The following is a 16,340-nucleotide window of genomic DNA, read 5'->3' on the forward strand; positions in this document are numbered from 1 at the left end:
AGCCGCAGCAGGTGACAACAAGACCGACCATCTGGTGACAAGCAGCGTGACCACTGAGCTACTGAAGCCCAGGTCGGCCGCTGAGCCGGTGCCATCCATCTCGACCAGTCACAGTGCGGTCGCCAGCGGAAGGCTGAAGGACAGGAAAACGTTCGCGGCCTTGGGCGGACGCTTCTAGCCTGCGTCAGGTGATGACAGCTGACGACGTGTTGTTCGTCCTCGCCCTGCTACGACAGGCGAAGGCGGACGTCTGGATCGGCGGAGGATGGGGGATCGACTCTCTGATCGGCGAGCAGACGCGAGACCACCGCGACCTGGACCTGATGCACCGCCAGGACCAGGAAAACGCCGTGTTGACTGCCCTCCAGGAGGCCGGTTTCGTTGAGACCCTGAACTGGAGGCCCATCCGATTCGTCGTGACGGCACCGGACGGACGAGAGATCGACCTCCACCCGCTGGTCTTCGCCGACGACGGCTCAGCAGTGCAGGCATCACCCGAACCCGAGCGTCCCTTCACCTACCCGTCCTCATGCTTCGTGACAGGCACCATCCACGGGACGCCAGTCCCGTGCTTGTCCGCCGAACAGCAGGTCTACTTCCACCAGGGCTACGAGCCCTCGGAACGCGATCGTCACGACATGGCGCAACTCCGCCGCGCCTTCGGCATCAGCAGCCCGGATGCCCTCGCGCGCTGGGTGAACGCCCAGGACCCGAACTGCACTCCGTGATCGGAGTGGATGATGGTGCCACCCGGCCGCGGGGAACGGTTGCCGATGGCCATGGCCAGGGCGTTGGTCGTCAGTGCCGCGGTGGGTGAGGCGTCGATCGACCAGCCCACCACACGCCGCGAGAACGTGTCCAGGACGACCGCGCAGTACACCTTGCCCTCAAAGGTGGGGTGCTCGGTGATGTCCGTGACCCATAGCTGGTCCCGGGCGTGACGGGTGAAGTTCCGCTCCACCAGGTCGGTGACGGATGGGGTCACGTGCTTGGCGCGAGGGCGCCGGTTGCCGGGAAGACCGTGCAGGCCGGCGCGCTGGCCGAGCTGCCGGAGCTGCGGCAACTCTCGGCGCAGGCAGGGAAGTTCGGGCCGCTGTGGGAGCTTGCCGAGGGCCTGGACGCGCTGCCGCGCGGGTACGCCATGCACCCGTGCGGGGTGATCATCTCGAACGCGGCGCTGCTGGACCGGCTGCCGGTGCAGCCGACCCCGGCCGGGTATCCGATGGTGCAGGCCGACAAGGAGGACGTCGAAGACCTCGGGCTGCTCAAGCTCGACGTGCTCGGTGTTCGGATGCAGTCCGCGATGGCGCACGCGGTCGCCGAGATCCGCCGCACCACCGGCCGCGCGATCGATCTCGACAACCCCGACCACGTCGACCTCAACGACAGACAGGCCTTCGAGATGATCCGGGCCTCGGACACCGTCGGCCTCTTCCAGCTCGAAAGTCCTGGCCAGCAGGATCTGGTGGGCCGTCTGCAGCCCCGGCACATGCAGGACGTCATCGCCGACATCAGCCTCTTCCGGCCCGGCCCCGTCTCCGGAGGCATGCCCGCTCTCTTCATCGCGGCCCGGCACGGCGCCACCCCGACCTACCCGCACCCGGACCTGGAGTCGGTGTTGTCCGATACGTACGGCGTGGGCATCTGGCACGAGCAGATCATCGCGATCCTCACGACGATGACCGGCTGCGACCGCACTGCCGGCGACGTCGCCCGCCGCGCCCTGGCCGACCCCGACCGGCTGCCGAAGGTCGAGATGTGGTTCCGTCGCACGGCCGGTGAGCGCGGCTACGCCACGGCGGTGCACGAGGTGTGGGAGATCATCGCCTCCTTCGGCGCGTACGGCTTCTGCCGCGCGCACGCGGTGGCCTTCGCCGTCCCCGCCCTGCAGTCCGCGTATCTGAAGGCGCACTTCCCGGCGTATCTGTATGCGGGGCTGCTGGAGCATGATCCGGGGATGTGGCCGCGCTTGTTTCAGCAGTGAGCGTGTCCCCGCGCTGGTCATGTCTCTTTCATCAGGTTCGGGGCGGAGAGTCGTGTTGCGTAGTTCCGGAGATCAGTGTCTCGATGACGAACCTGTCGAATGCCACCTTTGCGGTGATTGATCACCGTCCAGGTCGCGCCCTGAGACTCAAAGCGGGGTACAGCCGAGATACGCACCAAAGGGGCGATGAGTTGATCTTGATGCGACTTCGCACGTGGCCAGCACAGTGAAGCCGCAGTGAATGCGTACACCTCGCCCTGGCGGCCGGAACGGACCCCCGCAGATCGCGACGATCACGGCAGGGGCTCCGTCGCAGTAAATCCGGTATTACTCCGGCAGTTGTGAATACGTCTCCGCGATCGAGTATCCGCCCGAATGTGGTTCTGCTGTGCGGACTTGAGGAGAGGAGACTGTCAGTGCCCGACGCCGACCAGGCCTAGCGCCAGCATGTTCGCCTGGGTCATGCCCCCAGATCCTCCTTCACGGGCAGGCACTCGGCGAGCAGGTCGACGACGTCGCGCCAGGCTCGCTGCGCGTGCTGTGGGTGGTAGCCGACGCCGGGGACCGTGGGGTGGTCGACCGGCGGGTGGTGGAAGGCGTGCAAGGCGCCGCCGTAGACCGCGAGGCGCCAGTCGACGCCTGCGGCCTGCATCTCGGCGGTGAACGCGTTCCGTTGTGCGGGCGGCATGATCGGGTCTTCCGACCCGACGCCGGCCCACACCGGGCAGCGAATGCGCGCTGCCTCGCCCGGTCGGCCCGTGGTCAGTGCGTTGACTGTCCCGATCGCGCGCAGGTTGACGCCGTCGCGCCCGAGTTCCAGCCCGACGGCGCCTCCGGTGCCGTAGCCGATGGCGGAGATCCGGTCGGGGTCGGTCCGCGGTTCGGTGCGCAACACATCGAGCGCCGCATGGCCGATGCCCCGCATCCGGTCGGGATCAGAGAGCAGTGGTATGCAACGGGCCAGCATCTCCTCGGGGTCGCCCAAATAGCGCCCGCCGTGCAGGTCGAAGGCCAGCGCTATATATCCCAGCTCGGCGAGAGCATCGGCCCGGCGGCGCTCGACGTCGCTGAGCCCCATGCCCTCTGGTCCGAGCAGCACCGCGGGTCGGCGGTCGATTCCGGCCGGGAGCGCGAGGTGCCCGATCATCGTCAAACCGTCCGCCGGGTACTCGACCGTACGCGTCGTAATCGCCGTCATGAGACTGGACTGTAGTGATCGTCGAGCCCGGTCCGGCCGGTGTTCTGCCGCTGGCAGAACAGCGCGCGTGTCCCTCTGAAATGGGGGGGGCCGAGCCCTCAGGGCTTCAAGATCATTTCGTTGCCCCTTTGGCGCGTACCTCGGTCACACCCCAAAGCGAGCCGCTCCCGACACAACCATTCGACGTCAGATCAACCCACCGATCTCATGAGCAGGGGGTTCCAGGCCGGATCCTCCCGAAGTACGAATCTGATCATGCACTTGAGCCGCCCGGTACCACGCTTCATCACTTTGATATTCCGGCACTCCGCCATGAAAGAGACGCGCCCATTCGGCAGCCTGCGAGTGAATCGCCCTCATCCCGTCGCCAGGAATTAGACATTTGAGGCCCGGATCATTGCGATAAAACGCCCTGAAGATTACAGCCAGCGGACTATCGTTCACTGGATAACCATACTTTCGGCCGTAAAGTGGCCTCAAAGGACCTTCGCCGCGCACGATGCCCACAACTGCTCGCCACTCGGCGCTATCACGATTGAAGTCGTCCTTTCTGTAACTCACAGGGACGTGGTCACAGTGAACCTCTCCAACGATCCGCCCCCGATTCCCGGGAACTTCCAACGGATATTCCAGTTGACTGCTATGCGTATCCGGATCCTCCCAGCTGAAGAGGCTCTTGTCGCGCCTGAGAATCTTCCGACCGTTGCGTATGAAATCGATCCCGTAATCGCTTGAGTCCAGATATCGCTGGACGCCAATCCAACCCCACACTTTCCGCCGCTGTACCATGAGGCCGGAATTCCCACACCACGAACACGCTTCCGAGTTCGCCGGGTTGGAGTGTTGGCAATCGAGGCAAAGCGCTGCATCGCTAAGCGGCACGTCGATTTTCACCATCGCGCCGACGGGCCCGCCACGCCTAGAGACCGAGCGAGTTTCTCCCCAGATGCAGGGCTGGCGAGGTCCCACCTGACGCCCGTTCACCTCGATCGCCAACATGCCCGATCTGATCGGATAGCTATACAGATCCCCCAAATGTCTCCGTAGCGCGCCCCCCTTGGATTCCTGCCAAGGTTCCCGCAGGCCTCTGATCGTGATTTCGGTGCCATGGTCGTCCGACTCGATTTTCTCCTGGGTCATCACCGGCAAATCCCATTTACCGCTTTGACTCATGCCTAAGAGATCGATCGTAAGTACCGTCCACGCAGGGCTGTCGATCTTGGCGCTTCGGACTGTGATGTACCGCCCTAGCCGGGCAGTGGCTATGTTGAAGCCCAGGCCCAACCCTGCCTGCCTGGCGCGCCCCACCCACGATAGGGCCACGGCGCTCGTCAGAGTTTCGCGATCCATTCCTGGGCCGTTGTCCCGGATGATAACTATGTCCTGCCGGCGCCGCGCGGCATCCCTCTCGAAATGGATCGATATCCTAGGTATTGCGCCCATCAATTCGCTGTCAGCCGCCCAGGCATCAATGGCGTTATCCACTAGCTCGGCAAAGCAGTTCACCTCGCTCATGTCGATGTCTCCCAGGGCGCTCAGAACGCGGGCTGAGGGTGTGACGAGAATCGGCTCGTGCGATCGTGTCCAGCCGCTACTGCGGCTGGCGTGGGCCCTCTGCCAAGCCGCCCCCCACGTGGATAATTCGCCTTCTCCATCCAGTGTTCGGACGAAATCGAGCAGCATTTCCTCGCGAGGCCGACGATGACCTCGCAGGACCTCGTTCACTGTGGTTCTCGGTAACCTTCCCGAACCTGCCCGAAGTTCAAGTTGCCGCAGGCTTAACCCACTTTTGGCCAGCAGCACTTTCATTGCCGAGTAGAGATCACTCCACGTATTGATTGCGTCAGGGTTAGGCTGAGCCGGTGCCGGCGAAAGATGACTCTGTGCCGCAAGCCATTCCCTCTCTATTTCGTCTACCTTCGCTCCGCACGCTTTCGCGATGGCTTCGGCGACTTCCCACGGACAGCGTTTACCGGTCAAAGCCCGGTGCAAAGTAGACTTGCCATATCCGGTCATCGCGGACAGCCGGCCATAAGAAAGCGCAGCTTGCTGGCGCGACAGCTCTAGCTGTCGCGCCACATCGCGCAAACTGTGCGTTGGAGCCGTCGATTTCTCAACGTGATGCCCCATCGATCAACTCGTCAGGCGACCTGGGACTTCGACCGAGGTGCCAGCACCACGAGAAGTCCAATCAGGGCAGAAACCATGCTGATCACTGCTGTGATCAACTCAATCTCGACCATGGAAGGGATTTCCCAAGTCGTGGAGCAGAAAGCAAAAATCACGACGATTACCACGGCAGCAACAATGCCGAATTTTCGGACACGGCGGATCGTCGGACCGATACGAGGGACAACTCGACTCACGACAGAGCCTTTCTAGAACGGACGGCTTCCTCGGACGCCACCGCGTACCACGCAGACAGGGTTAGGAGCCCTCAGTGGTGCGGCGTATGCAATAGATACTGCCCCACTGTGCATGCTGTGGACCAACCGGAATCCGGGGTTCAAAAGGTCGTTCCAAGCTGTCCCAAAGACCGCTTGGTGGCCGTTTGCACTGGTCACGGTCATTGCCGCGCAGAGCGGAGCGACCTACGCGCCAAATGCGTTCCAGGGTGTCCCAGGTTGAACTTGCCTTTTTGGAGCCTGTCCGGGGAAGCTGTTTGCGGGATCGCTAGCCTCGGACGCCACCGCGCGACGCATCCTAGGCAGGCGCATTAGGAGTGCGCCGGCCATCTGCGTGCCTGCCTTGACCTGCGTCAAGGCAGGCACGGGCTACAACCGGACCTGACGCGTCAGCTACTGGACCCGATGGGTGTGGAGCCGCGGGGAACGACGATGAGGCGGGCGTCAGGCAGAATGCCGCGCAAATGGGTAATTTACCCATGCTGGGCGGCAAGCCGGGACAACGCGAGCTTTTTGAACTGAGTCAGTCTTCGATGGTCCTATCCCTGTCGGCGACGCGCTCTTTCAGCTCGGCGTTCTGGGCCTTCAGACGCTCGATCTGAGCGTCTCTGGGGTCCGGCATCTTCCCGGCCTCCCGGAGAGCCACCAGGCGTCGTACGAACTCGTCGCCGAGGTGCTGGTAGGGCCCTTCTCTGACGCTGCCATCACGGTCCTTCTTCGGATAGAAACCGGTGCGGGTCACTCCAGCCTCGGCTGCGAGGGTCTTAAGGTCGCATCGTCCGCCAGGCGGGAGTTCGCCGCGAAGGAGCCGATCCATGGCGGCCCGGATCGCTTCCTCGTTTCGCGTCCGGTCGGTCTCACTGATCCTGCCCATGTACTCCTCCCACTTCGAGCCTGAAAACGGTTACCCAGGAGGTGCGACGTGGCTCGGAAGTCGAAGGCGGATGACGGCCGACACGGGAAACTCGTCAACCGGCGCGCTCGGCGAGCAGGGTGTGCGGGTTACTGGATTCGTACCAGCCGAGGAATGGAGGACAGACGTCGTAGCCCAGCAGACGCTGCAACTCTTCGGGGTACTCGCGGACCACATCCATCGGCACCGCCAGATACTGATTCTCCTCCTGTCGCATGTTGCCGGCGATATACGACAGGGTCAGCCCGGTACGCGGCTCGGTAGACGCGTTACGCCCGCCACCGTGATAGAGACCGCCGAGCCAGATCAGCGCGGATCCGGCCGGCATCTCGGCCGGCACCGCCTCGTCGCGCTGCGGTGCCCGCTCGTCGTCCCAGCGGTGACTTCCCGGGATCGTCATGGTCGCGCCGTTCTCCGCAGTGAAATCGGTCATCGCGACCATGACCTGGACCCGGGTGGTGGGCGCGGGGTAGGGCCGCAGGTGAGAGGTATCGTCGCGGTGCAGCCACTGCGCACCCTCGTCGGGCCAGATCTGGATCACCTGGGTTGCACTCACCTGGATGTTGGGTGAGATGTTCACCTGCTGACCGCTGAACCACACCGGCACGGGCTGCTGAATGAGTCGGCGGGCAGCACCGAGGAACAACGGGTGCAGCGCAACGGCGGCCATGTGCCGGCTACGGGCGAACAGCGAGGACATCCGTTTGGTCTTGTGGCCGGAGAATTCATTGTCGCCGTAGCCGAACTTCTCCAGCGCGGGACCCAGGTCGGCCCAGAGGGCCTGTCGGGTGTCGGGGTCCAGGAACTCCTCCACGACGACTGCACCATCCTGTTCGAGGAGATTGCAGACTCGGTCGAGATCGGCGTCGGAGCGGACCGTGACGAGGTTTTTGTCGGTCATTTGTTTCCCCTCCATGAAGGCGTGCGGTCAGGACGCGATGTCCTTGAGGCTCTGGGCGCGCTCGGTGCTCTCTCATTTCAGGTCCGGCAGCTCCCGGCCGAAGTGCCCGTACGTCGCGGTCTGCTGGTAGACCGGGCGCAGCAGTTCAGGTCGCGGATGAGCGCGGCGGGGGCGCAGGTCGAAGACCTCCTTGATGTAGAGGTCGCTCACGACGTGGAGAGCGCCATCGCGTACGGGCACGTGGTGTCTCCTCGTTCAGCGGGGGATCGCCGGTCATACGAGTTCACGGTCTCGGGGCGACTCCGTCTTCCGGAAGCGGTTGATCGCGTCGAGATGCTTGTCGCGCATCGCGGTGTCGCGGACGCCCAGCCCCTCGTGCGGTGCCAGGGCCAGCACGCCGACCTTGCCGATGTGCCGGTTGCGGTACACGGCGTCGACTGCCTGACCGGCGTGTTCCAGGGCGTACGTTCGGGAGAGGGTGGGGTGGATCTTGCCTTTGGTTATGAGGCGGTTGGACTCCCACGCCTCCCGGTAGTTGGCGAAATGCGATCCGACGATCCGTTTGAGCGACATCCACAGGTAGCGGTTGTCGTACTCGTGGCGGTAGCCGGAAGTGGATGCACAGGTCACGATGGTGCCGCCCTTGCGGGTGACGTACACCGAGGCGCCGAAGGTGTCCCGGCCGGGATGTTCGAAGACGATGTCGGGATCCTCCCCGCCGGTGAGCTCCCGGATCCGGCGGCCGAACCTTTTCCATTCCGCCGGGTCCTGGGTGTATGCGTCCTTCCAGAACGTGTAGCCCTCGTCGGCACGGTCGATGACCGCGACGGCGCCCATCGCCCGGCAGACGGCGGCCTTGGCCGGGCTGGACACCACGCAGATCGGCTTCGCGCCGCCGGCCAGCGCGAACTGCGTCGCGAACGCCCCCACCCCGCCGGATGCGCCCCAGATGAGCACGTTGTCGCCCTGCTTCATCTGGGCGCCGTTGCGGGAAACCAGCTGCCGGTACGCGGTGGAGGCGACCAGACCGGGCGTACTGGCCTCCTCCCATGTCAGGTGCGCCGGCTTGGGCATCAGCTGGTTCGCTTTGACCAGCGCCAGCTGGGCCAGGCCGCCGAAGTTGGTCTCGTAACCCCAGATGCGCTGGTCCGGGTCGAGCATCGTGTCGCTGTGCCCGTCGGGTGCCTCCAACTCGGCCGACAGGCAGTGCGCGACGACCTCGTCGCCGGGCTTCCACGCATACACGCCGGGCCCGGTACGCAGCACGACTCCGGACAGGTCGGAGCCGATGACGTGGTAGGGCAGGTCATGACGACGGGCCAGGGGTGAGCGGCGGCCGTACCGGGCCAGGAACGTGAAGGTCGGCAACGGCTCGAACAGCGACGACCACACGGTGTTGTAGTTGATCGAGCTGGCCATCACCGCCACCAGCGCCTCGCCGGGCCCGACCTGGGGAACGGCGACCTCGTCGAGATGCACCGACCGGCGCGGATCGCGGTCCTCGGCCGCGACTCCGGCGAACATCTCGACCTCGTCCGCGTGCAGGGTCACCGCGCGATAGCTCTCCGGAACCGGCAGTGCGGCGAAGTCCTCCGGCCTGGTGTCCGGGTCGAGAACGGCGCTGATGATGTCTTGCATCTGTGCTCCTCCGTGTACGCGACTGCGGAAGCAGGGGGACCGGCGGGCCGCCGCCCGGGTCAGTGCACGAGCCGTCCCATCAGGCGTTTGAGCTCGGCGGCCGGATCGGTGGTGAGTCCACCGTGCACGGGGCTGGTCTGGATCACGGTGCTGCGGGGTGCGGTGAGCCAGCCGAAGCGCGCCCCGCGCGTGCCGGCCCCGGCGGGACCGCCCTCGGGGCCGCCCGCGCACACCGCGCGGATGGTGTCCAGGGCCGCGGTGACCATGTCGATGTCGATGTCGGGGTCGAGCGCGCGAAGCCGATCGGCGTCGATATGGACCGCGGCGCCGAGGAAGTCCGCACCGGGGCAGTAGAGCAGCGCCCCGACGTTGATCTGCTCGCTGCGGTCGACTCGCGGGACGGCACGCAGCAGGGCGTAGTCGAAGCTGAGGACGGACGGCGTGACGGTGGTCATGCGTCCTCCTCCGGCCACCACGCGCGGGCGCCGGCGCATCGGGTGAGCAGGTAGTCCACGTAGCGCTGCCGCAGGTCGGCCGGATTCGCGTCCTGGGGAACGGAGTTCATGCCCAGCAGGAAGCTGTCCGGGACCAGGGCGGTGATCTCGGTCAGCGCCTCGGCGGTCACCGTCTCGGCGAGCTCGGCGTCGAGTTTGGCCAGCACGGCCGGGTCGAGGGAGGCGACCAGGTCGGCGAGCACATGCTGGGACAGGTCGTACCGGCGCTCGGCCCAAGCGGCGACGGCCGGCCAGGAGTGCTGGAACAGCAGTGCGGCACCGTGGTCGATGGCCCAGAGCTGGCGGTGCCAGATGATCAGGTTGGGGTTGGACCAGGTGCGGTCGACGTTGGCGGTCAGCGCGTCCAGCCAGTAGATCCTGGCGGCCTCCTCGGCGGGCGGCTCCCACCCGACACCGTCGTAACCGACCGACCCGGGCAGGAAGTCCATGCCCAGGTTCTCGCCGGCGCTGGCCCGCAGCAGCTCCTGGATCTCCTGGTCGGGGTCGCGGCGCGCCATCTCCGGGTCGATGTCGACGGTGACGAGGTCGGGGACGCGGATGCCGAGTCGCCGGCCGAGCTCGCCGACGACGATCTCCGCGACCAGGGCCGCAGTGCCCTGGCCGGCGCCACGGAACTTCACGACGTAGACGCCGTCGTTGTCGGCTTCCACCAAGCCGGGCAGCGATCCGCCCTCACGCAGAGGGGTCAGGTACTGCGTTCCTAATACTGTTTGCAACACAACTCATCCTGCTGGTCGTTGTCGGGCATGGAAACGGTGGTCACACGAGCCGGACGGGCAGTCGTGTGACGGCTTTCAGGAAGCGCGGGCCGACGTCGTCGGGGTCGGCGGCCAGACGCACGTCGGGGAAGCGCGCGAACAGCTTGTTCAGCGCGATCTCGGTCTCCGCCGTGGCCAGCGACGCCCCGGGGCAGAAGTGGTCGCCGGCGGCGAAGCTGAGCTGCGGGTTGTCGGCGCGGGTGACGTCGAGGACGCGCGGGTTGGTGAAGCGCTCCGGGTCGTTGTTTGCGGCGCCGACCACGAGCTGGATCTGGCCGTCCTTGGGGATGGTCACCCCGTCGATCTCGATCGGCTCCGCGGCGAAGCGCGGCAAGGCCATCTTGATCGGGCCGGAGTAGCGCATCAGCTCGCGCACCGCCCGGACGGTGTTCTCCGGCTGCGTCCTGACCAGCTCCAGCTGGTCGGGGTGGGTCAGGAGGTTGAAGAAGCTGAGCGAGATCGAGTGCCGGACCGTGTCGAGGCCGGCCTGCACCAAAACCAGGACCAGAGCGACGAGTTCGACCTCGTCGAGCTTCTCGGTCTCGTCGCTGACCTGGACCAGGTCGGAGATCAGGTCGTCGCCGGGCTGGGCGCGGCGCGCGCCTATCAGCCGGATGACCGTGTCGACCATGCCGTGCAGCGCGGGCGGCAGGATCTCCGGGTCGGGGCGGACGAAAGTGGTGAACGCCTCGGACCACTTCAGCCACTGGTCGCGGTACTCGTCGTCGACGCCGAGGAGTTCGCAGATGACCGTGGTGGAGATCGGGTGGGCGTACTCGGCGACGAGGTCCGTCTCGCCTTCGGGGTCCATCCGGTCGAGCAGCTGGTCCGCGAGCAACTCGATCCGGGGGCGCAGGGACTTGACCCGGCGCACCGAGAACGCCCGGTCGATCAGGGACCGCACGCGCTGGTGGTCCTCCGGCACCATCGTCATGATCGTCGAGTCGAAGTACTTGAGCAGTTCCTCGGGCACGCCGCGGCGGCGCATGCTGTCGAGGTGGACGCCCTCCGGCGGGTGGTTGCTGACCCGGCGATCGGCGAACAGGCTGCGGACCGCCTCGTAACGGGTGACGACGTAGACGTCGTTGCCGTCGGAGAAGCGGCCCGGGCACACCGGTCGGGGCGCTCCTGTCCAGCGTTCCCCCGCCTCGCGGTCGGTCACGAAATTGACGTCGGACAGGTCGAACTCGACGTCCGTCCAATCGAATGTTCCGGTCACCAACATCCCCATTCGCTAGCTTCACAACGCTGATCCGGGTCTTGACGGGGGCCGCCGGCGAGCGGCGGGGCACACCCCGGGTTGAACCATGCGATATTCAGATGCAGGACTGTATCAGAATGCGATACTGTATCCGAGTTCTCGGAAGGAGGCCGATCATCAGCAAACGACTCACCCGGCAAGAGAGCCGGGAAATCACGCGCCAGGAGCTGCTGCAGGCAGCTGCCGACCTGTTCGCCGAATGCGGCGTCAACGGCACCTCGGTCGAACAGATCGTGGAACGCGCCGGGTACACCCGGGGCGCCTTCTACGGCAACTTCGACGGCAAGCAACAGCTGATCCTGGCCCTCCTGGAGCAGCGCACCGAGCGGGAACTGGCCGAGGTCCAGGCACTCAGCGCCAACGCCGACTCGTTCGAGGAGACGATCGAGCACCTGCGCAACTGGCACCGCGAGCGGGACAAGAACTTCGCGAGCTGGCTGGCCCTGCGCACCGAGCTGTGGCTCTACGGCATGCGCGATCCGGCAGTGCTGTCCGTGCTGGCCGACCGCGAGCGCCGTTCCCGCGAGGCGATGGCCCAGGCCCTCACGCAGGGTTTCGCCGCCCGCTCGGTCACCCCGCCCGCGCCGGTGGAGCTGCTTGCCCTGATCGTGCACGCCTTGGACGACGGGCTCTCCATCCAGCGCGTGCTCTCGGCCGGCGAGAGCCCGGCCGGGGGCGTCATGGACGTGGTGGATCTGCTGATGCGGTCGTGGACCGCGCTGGCCCGCGCCGGGACCACCGAACCCACCGGTCCGCCCGCCCCGGAGAGCGGCACCACCCCCTGAGCCGTCGGCCGGTCCCTTCTCCCGGCCACGCCATACCGAAGAACTGGAGTACCCCCCATGAGCGAGGAAGCGAAGTCGACGACGGCGGAGGCGGCTCTCGGACCGCCCGTCGCCGCCGACGGTCCGGACCCCAAGCGCTGGCTGGCGCTGATCGTCCTGCTTGCCGCGACTTTCATGGACCTGCTCGACGTCAACATCGTCACCGTGGCGATCCCGAGCATCCAGGAGGACATCGGCGCCTCCTCGGCCGCCGTCCAGGCGCTGAACGTCGGTTACACCCTGTCCTTCGCGGTCACCCTGATCACCGGCGGCCGTCTCGGTGACATCTTCGGCCGCAAGCGAGCCTTCCTGTTCGGCGTCGCCGGCTTCGTCGTGGCCTCGGCCCTGTGCGCCTTCGCACCCAGCGCCGAAGTCCTGGTGGTCTCCCGGGTCCTGCAGGGCATCGCCGCCGCGATCATGGTGCCGCAGGTCCTGGCGATCATCTATGTGACCTTCCCGGCGGAGGAGATCGGCCGGGTCGTCGGCCTGTACGCCAGCATGATCGGCCTGGCCATCGTCGCCGGACCGTTGCTGGGCGGCGTGCTGATCTCCTGGGATCCTGGCGGCCTGGGATGGCGGACCGTCTTCTTGGTCAACCTGCCGTTCGGCGTGGCCGCCCTGATCGCCGGCGCGATGTGGATGCGCGAGTCGAAGTCGCCCCGCGCCACCCGGCTGGACCCGGTCGGCATGGTGCTGGTGACCACCGGCCTGCTGTTGCTGCTGCTGCCCCTGCTGCGCGGTCGCGAACTCGGCTGGCCGGCCTGGAGCATCGCCTCGCTCATCGCCTCCGTGCCGGTCCTCGTGGCGTTCGTGTACTACGAGCGGTACAAGACCGCCAAGGACGGATCGCCACTGGTCGTCCTCTCCCTGTTCAAGATCCGGACCTTCGGTGCCGGGGTCGGCGCCCAGCTGCTGTTCAGCTGCATCCCGGCCGGCTTCTTCCTCAGCTGGACGCTCTATCTGCAGGGCGGTCTCGGCTGGTCGGCGCTGCACACCGGTCTCACCGCGATCCCGTTCTCGCTGGGCGTCCCGATCGCCGGCAACTTCGCCGTCCGCAAGCTGTTCCCCCGCTATGGACGCAACTGCCTGTTCGCCGGGGCGCTGCTGATGATGGCCGGGCTCCTGCTGTACGCGTGGATCGCCCACCTGGCCGGGGCCGGGATCACCTCCTGGCACGCCGTCGTCCCGATGCTGCTGCTCGGCTCCGGCATGGGCATGCTGCTGGCCCCGCTGACCGGCATGACCATCAACGATGTCGAGCCGCGGGAGGCCGGCGCGGCGTCCGGCCTGATCAACGCGGCCGGTCAGCTCGGCGCCGCCCTCGGCGTGGCCGTCATCGGTGCGATCTTCTTCTCCGGCCTCGCCTCCCATGCGGGCACGCAAGCCGACCGGGTGCTGGCGAGCGTCCCGGCCGTCGCCTCGCAGCAGGACGCAATCCGCGCCTGCGCCGTCGACGCCCACAGCCAGGCCGACCTCACCGCCGTGCCCGAGACCTGCCGCGCCCTCGGCGCCGATGACCCCGCCCAGCAGACCGCGATCGGAAACGCCCTGACCGACATCAACTCCGGGACGTTCATCGCCACCTTCAGCGAAGCGCTCTACTGGGCGTCCGCAGGCCTGGCCGCGGTGATCTGCCTGCTGTTCCTGCTGCCGCGGCAACCGCGGCGGCTGGGCGCGTCTTGACCGTCCCCGTTCCCCCGACCCCGGAGGTGCACCACCATGCCCCGCAAGAACTACCAGATCATCGTCTACGGCAAATTCGCGCCGCTCGACGACGAGCAGCGCGCCAAGCTGCTGGCCGTGGCCGACAAGCACGATCTGTTCCAGTCGAAGTTCACCGAGGAGGGCACCGTCACCTATGAGCGGACCCTGCTCACCTTCACCTTCCGCTGTGTCGTGAAGGCCGACGCCGAGGACAAGATCGACGAGGTCATCGCCGGGGCCGAGGAACTGGCCACGGCCGCCGTCCGGGACCTCGGCGCCGATGTGCGCGATCTGCGGTCCGTCTGCACCGACCTGGAAAACATCAAGATCAAGCGGCGGGGACGATGACGCCCGAGACATTCACCGTTCTCCTTTCCGACTCCGCTCTGCGGCGGGTTTTCTCGGCCATAGCCCTGGGCTCGTCGACGTCCGCGGAGATTCTCGCCGCGACCGGGCTCGCCGCCCCGGAGGCCGCCCCGGCGATCGGCCGACTGCTGCGCGAAGGCCTGGTCGTCGCCCAGGGCCGGGGTCGGCTGGCCGTCGACGAGGCCGCCCTGGACGCCGCGGCCGAGATCGCCGGACGCCGTCAGCGGGAGCAGGCGGAGGCCGAACAGCCCGATCCCGGGCTGCGCGGCTACGTCCGTGGCACTGTGCTGGTCCGGTTGCCGGAGGACGACGACGAGACCCGGCGGGCCGTGCTGCACCATGTGGCGGCGACGACCTTCGAGGCCGACCGGGAGTACGACGAACGCACCGTGACCGATCTGCTGCGGCCGTGGTGCGAGCGCACCACCGTGGACCCGGTCTCGCTGCGGCGGTTCCTGGTCGACGACGGCTTCCTGCACCGCGCGTCGGGCGCCTACCGGCTCGTTTCCCTCGTCGGGCCCCGGCAGTCATCCTGAGCCCGCCGCAACCGGCGAGGGCCGCGGGCACCGGACGGCCTCCAGGACGGCGGCCTGGTAGGGCGTGAGCACCGGCGCCGGCGGGGCGGACATCGGCCAGTGCGTGTCGCGGCCGTACGTGAAGAGCGTGCCGAGCGACGACAGCATGGCCCGGCGTTCGGTCCGCCGGCGGCCGGAGGGCAGCACCTCCCCCGGCCGTCCGGCGCTCTCCAGCGTCTGCCGCAGGCTGCTGAGCAGCACCGGATGGGTGCTGACCTCGACGAAGATCTCATGACCGTCCTCGGCCAGCCGGCCGGTGGCGGCGGCGAACCGGACCGGCTCCCGCAGGTTGCGCATCCAGTACGTCGGCCCGAGCTCGGTGCCGGGCACCGGCGCCGCGGTCACGGTCGAGTAGAACGGCACCCGTGACGGCACCGGGCTCAGCGAGGCAAGCGCCGTGGCCAGGTCGTCGCGGAGTTCATCGACGTAGTGGCTGTGCGAGGCGACCGTGCCCCGCACCATCCGGCAGTAGACGCCGCGCCGGTCGAGGTCCTCGACCACAGCGGTCAGCGTGTCGGTGTCCCCGGCCAGCACGGTCGAGCGGGGACTGTTCTCCCCGGCGACGCAGATACGGCCTCCGCTGGAGGCGGCCAGGGCGTGCGCGGCCTCGGGTGACAGCTCGGTGGTGGCCAGCGCACCCCGGCCGGCGATCCGCCGCAGCAGAGCGCTGCGGCGGCATGCGATCAGCAGGGCGTCGTCGAAGGTGAGCGCTCCGGCCGCGTACCCGGCGGAGATCTCACCCATGCTGTGCCCGGTCACCGCGTCCGGCTCCACGTGCCAACTGCGCCACAGGGCCACGAGGGCGATCTGCAACGACACCATCGTCGGCTGCAGCACGTCGATCTCACCGAGCCGCGACACCGCCGGGCCGGCCCGCAGCTGCTGGATCACCGAGAAGCCGGCCAGCTCACGTACCCGCTCGTCGCAGCGCCGCAGCGCCGCGCGGAATACCGGCTCGGTGGCCAGCAGCTCCAGGCCCATGCCGTCCCACTGAGCGCCCTGACCTGCGAAGACGAACACCAGTCCCGGCCGGCGGGACGGCGACGGAGCCGACGCCCGGTCGGCCCACCCCTGCACCAGCTTGTCCAGGCCCTCGGCGAGGTCGTCGTACGACTCGGCGGCGACAGCGGCCCGGTGTGCCAGGCCGGTCGTCCCGGCTGCCGCGTCGTGGCAGTACCGGGCCAGCGAGGGCAGATCCCGGCCGGCGCGGATCCGGCCGGCGTGCCCGCGGATCGCGGCGAGCAGGCCGTCCTCGGTCTCGGCGGCGACGGCGAACAGCCGTACGGTCACTTCTCCCC

At 67.3% G+C, this 16,340-nt stretch carries 17 protein-coding genes and 1 pseudogene; 6 read left to right on the top strand and 12 right to left on the bottom strand.

What is annotated here, in order from left to right:
* The first annotated feature begins 191 nt into the window (after nt 1-191).
* Complete coding sequence (locus JIX56_RS00345; RefSeq protein ID WP_257536738.1) at nt 192-728, top strand: nucleotidyltransferase domain-containing protein; 537 nt, start codon at nt 192-194, stop codon at nt 726-728.
* Here the strand turns inward: JIX56_RS00345 and JIX56_RS00350 are convergent.
* The gene (locus JIX56_RS00350; RefSeq protein WP_443031719.1) at nt 632-985 is read right to left on the bottom strand and encodes a DDE-type integrase/transposase/recombinase; all 354 of its coding nucleotides are present in this window, start codon (nt 983-985) and stop codon (nt 632-634) included. The two genes, JIX56_RS00345 and JIX56_RS00350, sit on opposite strands and share 97 nt — an antisense overlap.
* 48 nt (nt 986-1,033) lie before the next feature.
* On the opposite strand from JIX56_RS00350, the pseudogene JIX56_RS00355 reads away from it, so the two are divergent.
* A pseudogene (locus JIX56_RS00355) lies at nt 1,034-1,966 on the top strand (DNA polymerase III subunit alpha); the annotation flags it as partial.
* A gap of 478 nt (nt 1,967-2,444) precedes the next feature.
* Here JIX56_RS00355 and JIX56_RS00360 read toward each other — a convergent pair.
* The 10 genes from JIX56_RS00360 to JIX56_RS00405 all read right to left on the bottom strand — a co-directional run bounded on the left by JIX56_RS00360 (nt 2,445) and on the right by JIX56_RS00405 (nt 11,531).
* On the bottom strand, nt 2,445-3,182 hold the full coding sequence (locus JIX56_RS00360; RefSeq protein WP_257536739.1) for a dienelactone hydrolase family protein: 738 nt from the start codon (nt 3,180-3,182) through the stop codon (nt 2,445-2,447).
* A gap of 186 nt (nt 3,183-3,368) precedes the next feature.
* Nucleotides 3,369-5,312, bottom strand: coding sequence for a helix-turn-helix domain-containing protein (locus tag JIX56_RS00365; RefSeq protein ID WP_257536740.1), 1,944 nt, complete (start codon nt 5,310-5,312; stop codon nt 3,369-3,371).
* Between the two features lie 11 nt (nt 5,313-5,323).
* Complete coding sequence (locus tag JIX56_RS00370) at nt 5,324-5,548, bottom strand: hypothetical protein (protein ID WP_257536741.1); 225 nt, start codon at nt 5,546-5,548, stop codon at nt 5,324-5,326.
* Nucleotides 5,549-6,110: 562 nt separating this feature from the next.
* Nucleotides 6,111-6,461 carry a hypothetical protein gene (locus tag JIX56_RS00375; RefSeq protein WP_306819810.1) on the bottom strand — a complete coding sequence of 117 codons (351 nt, stop codon included), beginning with the start codon at nt 6,459-6,461 and terminating at the stop codon, nt 6,111-6,113.
* A 94-nt stretch (nt 6,462-6,555) separates the two neighbouring features.
* On the bottom strand, nt 6,556-7,401 hold the full coding sequence (locus JIX56_RS00380; protein WP_257536742.1) for a phytanoyl-CoA dioxygenase family protein: 846 nt from the start codon (nt 7,399-7,401) through the stop codon (nt 6,556-6,558).
* Nucleotides 7,402-7,473: 72 nt separating this feature from the next.
* The gene (locus JIX56_RS00385; protein ID WP_257536743.1) at nt 7,474-7,641 is read right to left on the bottom strand and encodes a methionine adenosyltransferase domain-containing protein; all 168 of its coding nucleotides are present in this window, start codon (nt 7,639-7,641) and stop codon (nt 7,474-7,476) included.
* Nucleotides 7,642-7,674: 33 nt separating this feature from the next.
* Nucleotides 7,675-9,039, bottom strand: coding sequence for a crotonyl-CoA carboxylase/reductase (ccrA, locus tag JIX56_RS00390; protein WP_257536744.1), 1,365 nt, complete (start codon nt 9,037-9,039; stop codon nt 7,675-7,677).
* Between the two features lie 59 nt (nt 9,040-9,098).
* Entirely contained in the window at nt 9,099-9,494 is a 396-nt protein-coding gene (locus JIX56_RS00395; RefSeq protein ID WP_257536745.1) for a DUF3037 domain-containing protein, read from the bottom strand.
* Nucleotides 9,491-10,273 carry a HipA family kinase gene (locus JIX56_RS00400; protein WP_257536746.1) on the bottom strand — a complete coding sequence of 261 codons (783 nt, stop codon included), beginning with the start codon at nt 10,271-10,273 and terminating at the stop codon, nt 9,491-9,493. The genes JIX56_RS00395 and JIX56_RS00400 overlap by 4 nt, the downstream gene beginning before the upstream one ends.
* A 40-nt stretch (nt 10,274-10,313) precedes the next feature.
* Entirely contained in the window at nt 10,314-11,531 is a 1,218-nt protein-coding gene (locus JIX56_RS00405) for a cytochrome P450 family protein (RefSeq protein ID WP_257536747.1), read from the bottom strand.
* A 119-nt stretch (nt 11,532-11,650) separates the two neighbouring features.
* Here JIX56_RS00405 and JIX56_RS00410 point away from each other — a divergent pair, with 119 nt between their 5' ends.
* The 4 genes from JIX56_RS00410 to JIX56_RS00425 are packed head-to-tail and all read left to right on the top strand — an operon-like array spanning nt 11,651 to nt 15,003.
* Nucleotides 11,651-12,358, top strand: coding sequence for a TetR/AcrR family transcriptional regulator (locus tag JIX56_RS00410; protein ID WP_257536748.1), 708 nt, complete (start codon nt 11,651-11,653; stop codon nt 12,356-12,358).
* A 57-nt stretch (nt 12,359-12,415) separates the two neighbouring features.
* On the top strand, nt 12,416-14,080 hold the full coding sequence (locus JIX56_RS00415; RefSeq protein WP_306819811.1) for an MFS transporter: 1,665 nt from the start codon (nt 12,416-12,418) through the stop codon (nt 14,078-14,080).
* Nucleotides 14,081-14,116: 36 nt separating this feature from the next.
* Complete coding sequence (locus JIX56_RS00420; protein WP_257536749.1) at nt 14,117-14,449, top strand: DUF6204 family protein; 333 nt, start codon at nt 14,117-14,119, stop codon at nt 14,447-14,449.
* Nucleotides 14,446-15,003 carry a DUF2087 domain-containing protein gene (locus tag JIX56_RS00425; protein ID WP_257536750.1) on the top strand — a complete coding sequence of 186 codons (558 nt, stop codon included), beginning with the start codon at nt 14,446-14,448 and terminating at the stop codon, nt 15,001-15,003. Before JIX56_RS00420 ends, JIX56_RS00425 begins: the two co-directional genes overlap by 4 nt.
* Here the strand turns inward: JIX56_RS00425 and JIX56_RS00430 are convergent.
* Nucleotides 14,995-16,332: an acyltransferase domain-containing protein gene (locus tag JIX56_RS00430; RefSeq protein WP_257536751.1), complete on the bottom strand. Its 1,338-nt coding sequence runs from the start codon at nt 16,330-16,332 to the stop codon at nt 14,995-14,997. The two genes, JIX56_RS00425 and JIX56_RS00430, sit on opposite strands and share 9 nt — an antisense overlap.
* Between the last annotated feature and the right edge of the window lie 8 nt (nt 16,333-16,340).

Origin of the sequence: Streptomyces sp. CA-210063 (assembly GCF_024612015.1) — a bacterium.
Taxonomy (GTDB): Bacteria; Actinomycetota; Actinomycetes; order Streptomycetales; family Streptomycetaceae; genus Streptomyces.